At 62.0% G+C, this 6,852-nt stretch carries 5 protein-coding genes; 4 read left to right on the top strand and 1 reads right to left on the bottom strand.

Annotated elements, in window-relative coordinates:
* Nucleotides 1-399 (top strand): FtsX-like permease family protein (locus ACEK02_RS16875; protein WP_371422735.1); only part of this gene is annotated, 399 nt, incomplete at its 5' end.
* Nucleotides 400-408: 9 nt separating this feature from the next.
* A complete protein-coding gene (locus tag ACEK02_RS16870; protein WP_371422734.1) occupies nt 409-1,107 on the top strand; it encodes an ABC transporter ATP-binding protein in 699 nt (232 codons plus the stop codon).
* Nucleotides 1,108-1,165: 58 nt separating this feature from the next.
* On the opposite strand, the gene ACEK02_RS16865 is transcribed toward ACEK02_RS16870, so the two are convergent.
* The gene (locus ACEK02_RS16865; RefSeq protein ID WP_371422733.1) at nt 1,166-1,465 is read right to left on the bottom strand and encodes a DUF3551 domain-containing protein; all 300 of its coding nucleotides are present in this window, start codon (nt 1,463-1,465) and stop codon (nt 1,166-1,168) included.
* Nucleotides 1,466-2,098: 633 nt separating this feature from the next.
* On the opposite strand from ACEK02_RS16865, the gene dnaE reads away from it, so the two are divergent.
* Both dnaE and ACEK02_RS16855 read left to right on the top strand, forming a co-directional pair.
* Complete coding sequence (dnaE, locus tag ACEK02_RS16860) at nt 2,099-5,578, top strand: DNA polymerase III subunit alpha (protein ID WP_371422732.1); 3,480 nt, start codon at nt 2,099-2,101, stop codon at nt 5,576-5,578.
* A 201-nt stretch (nt 5,579-5,779) separates the two neighbouring features.
* Nucleotides 5,780-6,772 carry a 30S ribosomal protein S2 gene (locus ACEK02_RS16855; RefSeq protein WP_371422731.1) on the top strand — a complete coding sequence of 331 codons (993 nt, stop codon included), beginning with the start codon at nt 5,780-5,782 and terminating at the stop codon, nt 6,770-6,772.
* Nucleotides 6,773-6,852: the final 80 nt, after the last annotated feature.

Below are 6,852 nucleotides of genomic sequence, written 5' to 3'. Positions count from 1 at the left end.
GCGGCGCTGAACATCGTCTCCGGCCTGATCATGCTGGTGAAGGACAAAGGTAGCGACATTGCCATCCTCCGCACCATGGGTGCCTCTCAAGGCTCGATCATGCGGGTATTCCTGATCACGGGGGCTGCGATCGGTGTGGTCGGCACGCTCGTCGGGTTCATTGTCGGGCTTCTGGTCTGCTTCAATATCGAGTCGATCCGGCAATTCATCTCGTGGATGACATCCACGGAGCTGTTCTCGCCGGAACTGTATTTCCTGTCCAAGCTGCCGGCCGAGGTTGATATCGGCGAAACCAGCGCGGTGGTCATTATGGCGCTGACGCTGTCGTTCCTCGCCACCCTGTATCCGTCGTGGCGCGCCGCGCGCCTCGATCCCGTCGATGCGCTAAGATACGAGTGAGTGACTGACATGGCGCAAGGGGCAGATGATGTACCGGTGGTTTATCTCCACGACATCAAGCGGCAATACACCCAGGGCGAAAGCGTTCTGACCATTCTCGACAATGCCAAGCTGGCATTGTGGGCGGGACAGTCGGTCGCGCTGGTGGCGCCGTCGGGCTCGGGCAAGTCCACGTTGCTGCATATCGCCGGCCTGCTCGAGAGCCCGGATGACGGCGAGGTCTATGTCGGCGGCACTGCGACCTCGGGCCTGTCGGACACCGAGCGTACCCAGATCCGCCGCACCGATATCGGTTTCGTCTATCAGTCGCACCGGTTGCTGCCGGAATTCACTGCGCTGGAAAACGTCATGCTGCCGCAGATGATCCGCGGCCTGAAGCGCTCTGAAACCGTCTCGCGCGCCAAGGAAATCCTGGCCTATCTCGGCCTCGGTGAGCGCATCACCCATCGCCCCGCAGAACTGTCAGGCGGCGAGCAGCAGCGCGTTGCGATCGCACGTGCGGTGGCCAATGCACCGCGCGTGTTGTTTGCCGATGAGCCGACGGGAAATCTCGATCCGCACACCGCGGATCATGTCTTCAAGGCGCTGATGCAGCTGGTGAAGGCGACCAAGGTGGCGATGTTGATCGCGACCCATAACATGGAACTGGCCGGTCGCATGGACCGCCGGGTGTCCTTGGAAAATGGCAAGGTCGTCGAACTCGACTGACCCCCATCATTCATTTCGTTCGAGACAGATGGCGAAGCGCCGCGAACGGCGCCATCGCTCAGTGGTTGCGGTTACGCTTGCGCTTCACGCGCGGCTGCTGCGGTGCGTAGGTCCGCGCATAGGCCAGCGCCGGATTGGCGAAGCAGGTCAGGCCGATGCCCGACGCCGTCGCGGCGCACTGCGCATAGGTGCGGTAGCTGCAGTCATCGTCGTCATAGAGCGAGCGCATGCAGAACGGATAGCCGCTCGGCGTGTTGAACGAGAACGGGCCGGGATCGACGGGCTGGGCCGCAGCGGGCGTGACGGTGAGGGCCGAAACGGCGCCGAGGGCGACCAGAGCAAGCAGTGCTGTGCGCATCGAATTCTCCTGCCGACTCAGACGGCCGGCTGCATGTGATCTCTGACCGGCACAAAGCCGGTCTGGGAGGTATTCGTCAACTCACAAAGCCGGACTCCGCTTCGCATCCGGTGTGGGAAACATGCCGTAACAGGGCTTGGTAGGCATGCGCGACGCAATACCGCGCAACTGATCTCCAGCGCGGGAAGGAGCTGGCTTGGCCGTGCGCGAAGCGTACCGGCTTGCCGTTTTAACCATCCGAATACGAAGCACGATGCGCCCGGATCGCCCGCTTGACTCCAGGAACAGAATGAGAACAATGTTCTTCATATGTTCCAGAGATCACGGAGGCCACCATGTTGAAGACCTTTGTTGAAGAAGCTGCTGCACTGGCATCGATCGTTCTGTTCGTCGGTATGATTGCGGTCTGGGCGCAGCTGATCCCCCAGCTGTGATCCTGTTCCGGGACGCTGGCTGCGAAGCCAGCGCCGGGACTGACAAGCATTCTCCTGGGAATGCGGGGACGTTTCCGGACCTGAGCGGGTTTCACATGGACTCCTCCAGGAGCAGGCATCACGATGATGCTGCGAGTCGGCCTGCACAGGCCGCCGCGCCCCCCATCAGTGACTGCCAAGTTCCGGATTGCCCCACGCCATGAGTCAGAAGCCCGCCGCCGCGTCCAATGCCGGATTCGTGCATCTTCACGTGCATTCGGCCTATTCGCTGCTGAAGGGCTCCATCAAGATCCAGAAACTGGTGGACCTGGCCAAGGCCGATCACCAGCCGGCGCTGGCGCTGACCGACTCGGACAACATGTTCGGCGCGCTGGAATTCTCCGAGAAGCTGGTGAGCTACGGCATCCAGCCGATCACCGGCTGCGAGGTCGCCATCGACTTCGGCGACCAGGATCCCAATGCGCGCAATGCGCTGAACGCCGTGATGCCGCGGATCGTGCTGCTGGCTGCCAAGGAGCGCGGCTACAACAGCCTGATGAAGCTCAATTCCCGTGCGTTTCTGGAAACGCCGGCCCACCAGGCGCCGCATATCAAGCTGGAATGGCTGCTGGACGAGACCAGGGACCTGATTGCGCTGACCGGTGGACCTGATGGCCCGCTGAACCAGGCGCTGCTCGCGGATCAATCGGCGCTCGCGGCCGCCCGTTGCGACCGACTGGCCGAGCTGTTCGGCGATCGGCTATATATCGAATTGCAGCGCCACGGCGTCGAGAAGGAGCGTCGCGCCGAAGCGGGGCTGATCGATCTCGCTTACGCCAAGGGCATTCCCCTTGTCGCGACCAACGAGCCGTATTTCGCGGCTGCCGACGATTACGAAGCCCATGATGCGCTGTTGTGCATTGCCGGCGGCAGGATCATTGCCGAGAGTGATCGCGAGCAACTGACCGCGGACCATCGCTTCAAGACCCGCGCTGAAATGGCGGTGCTGTTCGCCGATATTCCCGAAGCATTGGCCTCAACCGTCGAGATCGCGGAACGCTGTTCCTATCGGCCGCGTACGCGCAAGCCGATCCTGCCACGCTTCACGGTGGGCGCCGGCAGTAATGCGGAAGCTGCGGCACAGGAGGAATCCGACGAATTGCGCCGGCAGGCCGAGGAGGGGCTGCGCAAGCGGCTCGAGGTCCACGGCATGGCGCAGGGGCTGAGCGCGGAAGACTACAACAAGCGGCTCGATTTCGAGCTCAACGTCATTACCCGCATGAATTACGCGGGCTACTTCCTGATCGTGTCCGACTTCATCAAATGGGCCAAACTTCAGGGTATCCCTGTCGGACCGGGCCGTGGTTCGGGCGCAGGTTCGCTGGTCGCCTATGTGCTGACCATTACCGACCTAGACCCGTTGCAATTCGGCCTGCTGTTCGAGCGCTTTCTCAACCCGGAACGCGTCTCGATGCCCGACTTCGACATCGACTTCTGTCAGGATCGCCGCGGCGAGGTGATCACCTATGTGCAGCAGCGCTACGGTCGCGACCAGGTCGCGCAGATCATCACTTTCGGTACGCTGCAGGCGCGCGGCGTGCTGCGCGACGTCGGCCGTGTGCTGCAGATGCCCTATGGACAGGTCGACAAGCTGACCAAGCTGGTGCCGCAAAATCCTGCTGCGCCCGTGACGTTGGCTGCAGCGATCGAGAGCGAGCCGAAGCTGCAGGCCTTCCGCGACGAGGATCCGATCGTCGCCAAAGCTTTCGATATTGCACAGCGCCTTGAAGGCCTGACGCGCCACGCCTCGACCCACGCTGCAGGCATCGTGATCGGCGACCGGCCGCTGTCGCAGCTCGTCCCGATGTATCGCGATCCGAAATCGGACATGCCGGTCACCCAGTTCAACATGAAGTGGGTCGAGCCTGCCGGTCTCGTGAAGTTCGACTTCCTCGGCCTGAAGACGCTCACCGTGCTCGACGTCGCGGTGAAACTGCTCAAGCAGCGCAACATCCATGTCGATCTTCCGACGCTGCCAATTACCGATGCCAAGAGCTACGAAATGTTGGCCCGCGGTGACGTGGTCGGCGTGTTCCAGGTGGAAAGCCAGGGCATGCGGCGCGCGCTGATCGATATGCGCCCCGACCGTTTCGAGGACATCATCGCGCTGGTGGCGCTGTATCGCCCGGGCCCGATGGCGAACATCCCGACTTACTGCGCGCGCAAGCATGGCGATGAGGAGCCGGAATATCTGCATCCGATCATCGAGCCGATCCTGAAGGAGACCTTCGGCGTCATCATCTATCAGGAACAGGTGATGCAGATCGCGCAGGTCATGGCCGGCTATTCGCTCGGTGACGCCGACCTGCTGCGCCGCGCGATGGGCAAGAAGATCCGCGCCGAAATGGAAAAGCAGCGCGAGATCTTCGTCGCTGGCTCTGTGAAAAATGGCGTGCCGAAGGGGCAGGCCGATACGATCTTCGATCTGCTCGCCAAGTTCGCCGACTACGGCTTCAACAAGAGCCACGCCGCAGCCTATGCGCTGGTCTCGTATCACACCGCCTATATGAAGGCGCATTATCCGGTGGAGTTCATTGCGGCGTCGATGACGCTCGATATGGGCAATACCGACAAGCTGTCGGAATTCCGCGCCGAAGCGCAGCGCCTTGGTATCAAGGTCGAGGCGCCGAACATCAATCGCTCCGGCTCGACCTTCGAGGTCTCGGACAACACGATCTACTATGCGCTCGCAGCCCTCAAGGGCGTCGGTGCCAGTGCTGTCGATCTGATCGTCGAGGAGCGCAAGAAAGGCCTGTTCACCTCGCTGGCGGATTTTGCCTCGCGCGCCAATCCGAAGGCCATCAACAAGCGCGTCATCGAAAGCCTCGCGGCTGCCGGCGCGTTCGATACGCTCGATCCGCATCGCTCGCGCGTGTTTGGCGGAGCCGATGCCATTCTCGCGGCGTGCCAGCGCGCCCATGAAGCGGTGAAGGTCGGGCAGAACGACATGTTCGGCGGGGCGGCCGATGCGCCCACCATCATGCTGCCGCAGATCGACAACTGGCTGCCGGCCGACAAGCTGCGCCGCGAATACGACGCCATCGGCTTCTTCCTGTCTGGCCATCCGCTTGACGATTATGCCACCGCGCTGAAGCGGCTGCGGGTGCAAAGCTGGGCCGAGTTCTGCCGTGCCGTCAAAACCGGCGCTACCGCGGGCAGGGTTGCGGCTACTGTTGTGTCACGCATGGAGCGTCGCACCAAAACGGGCAACAAGATGGGCATCATGGGCCTGTCCGACCCGACCGGCCATTTCGAGGCGGTACTGTTCTCGGAGGGACTCGCCCAGTACCGTGACGTGCTGGAACCGGGTACCGCGGTGCTGCTGCAACTCGGTGCGGAGCTGCAAGGCGAGGATGTCCGTGCCCGGGTGCTCCATGCCGAGCCTCTAGACGCCGCCGCTGCCAAGACGCAAAAAGGCCTCAGGGTGACCATGAAGGACACCAAGGCACTGGATTCGCTGGTAAAACGCCTTCAGCCGCAGCCGAGTAATGTCGCCGGCGGAGGCGACGTCTCGCTGATCCTGCGCCTCGACCTGCAAACTGAGGTCGAATTCAAGCTCGAAGGCCGCTTTCAGGTATCTCCGCAGATCGCCGGCGCCATTAAGGCGGTTTCCGGCGTCGAAATGGTCGAAACGCTTTGACCGGGCCACAAGCGCGGTAAACCGGCGGAAGCCGCCAGATTTCCTTGCTTATCTCGGGAATCCGGCTATATACCGCGCCATCTCACACGGAAGCATGGCTTAATCGCCGTCCGGTGGCATCCGGGCTGCACGGCAGAATCCTCTGCCCGAACGCTCGTTTGCTCACACGCTTCCGGAGGAAACAACCGGAGAATTGATACTATGGCACTACCCGAATTTTCTATGCGTCAACTGCTCGAAGCTGGCGTCCACTTTGGTCACCAGTCGCACCGCTGGAATCCGAAGATGGCGGATTACATCTTCGGCGCACGCAACAACATCCACATCATCGATCTCGCGCAGACCGTGCCTTTGCTGCACAACGCGCTGAAGGCTGTCAGCGACACCGTCGCCAGGGGCGGCCGCATCCTGTTCGTCGGCACCAAGCGCCAGGCCCAGGACGTCGTTGCTGAAGCTGCGAAGCGTTCGGCGATGTACTTCGTCAATTCGCGCTGGCTCGGCGGCACGCTGACCAACTGGAAGACCATCTCCGGTTCGATCAAGCGTCTGCGTCACCTCGACGAAGTCCTGAACTCCGGCGACGCGTCGGCTTACACGAAGAAAGAGCGTCTGACGCTGCAGCGCGAGCGCGACAAGCTCGATCGCTCGCTGGGCGGCATCAAGGACATGGGCGGTTTGCCCGACCTGATCTTCGTGATCGACACCAACAAGGAAGACATCGCGATCCAGGAAGCTCAGCGTTTGGGCATCCCGGTGGCGGCAATCGTCGACACCAATTCGGATCCGAAGGGCATCACCTATGTGGTCCCGGGCAATGACGACGCCGGTCGTGCACTGTCGCTGTATTGCGACTTGATTGCACGCGCCGTCATCGACGGCATCTCGCGCGCCCAGGGCGACTCGGGCTTCGACATCGGTGCCTCGGCTGCTCCGATCGCTGAAGCCATTCCGGCTCCGGAAGCTGGCTTCCAGGGTCTGGCCGGTCCGCGCGGCACTGCCGACGATCTCAAGAAGCTCACCGGCGTGTCCGGTGCGATCGAGAAGAAGTTCAACGACCTCGGCATCTTCCACTACTGGCAGCTGGCCGAACTCGATCACGACACCGCCCACAAGATTGGCGAAGAAGTCGGTCTTCCGGCCCGTGCCGATGGTTGGGTCGCCCAGGCCAAGGCGATGACGGCGGAAGCCGAGTAACGCGCAGGCATGATCCCGAAACCGGTATTCCGGTTTCGGACATGATCATGCCAGTGCGAGAGCCAAGAAACTATTGTGCG

Source organism: Tardiphaga sp. (assembly GCF_041424195.1).
In the GTDB taxonomy this organism is placed as follows: domain Bacteria; phylum Pseudomonadota; class Alphaproteobacteria; order Rhizobiales; family Xanthobacteraceae; genus Tardiphaga.
This window is presented reverse-complemented; position numbering and strand designations above follow the sequence as displayed.